This window comes from Streptomyces sp. NRRL B-3229 (assembly GCF_000719505.1).
Taxonomy (GTDB): Bacteria; Actinomycetota; Actinomycetes; order Streptomycetales; family Streptomycetaceae; genus Streptomyces; species Streptomyces griseorubiginosus.
On the sequence record NZ_JOGP01000162.1, the window covers coordinates 1 to 235 of the forward strand.

Here is a 235-nt window from a genome sequence, read left to right on the forward strand (position 1 = left end):
GATGGCGAACAGGATGCCCTTCTCGGCCGAGAGCTTGTTGACCTCCGCCTCGAGCGGGTCGATCTCCGGGGTGTCGCCGCCGCCCAGGCTGAGGTTGACAACGTCGGCACCCTGCGCGGCCGCCCACTCCATGCCCGCGAGGATGCCGGAGTCGTCACCCGAGCCGGTGTCGTCGAGGACCTTGCCGTTGAGGATCTTGGCACCGGGCGCGACGCCCTTGTACTTGCCGCCCGAC

The 235-nt window shown here is 69.4% G+C and carries 1 protein-coding gene; it reads right to left on the minus strand.

All coding sequences use genetic code 11. The features are described 5' to 3' along the window. A partial coding sequence (locus IF54_RS40330; RefSeq protein WP_037821298.1) for a S8 family serine peptidase occupies nt 1-235 on the minus strand: 235 nt, incomplete at both ends.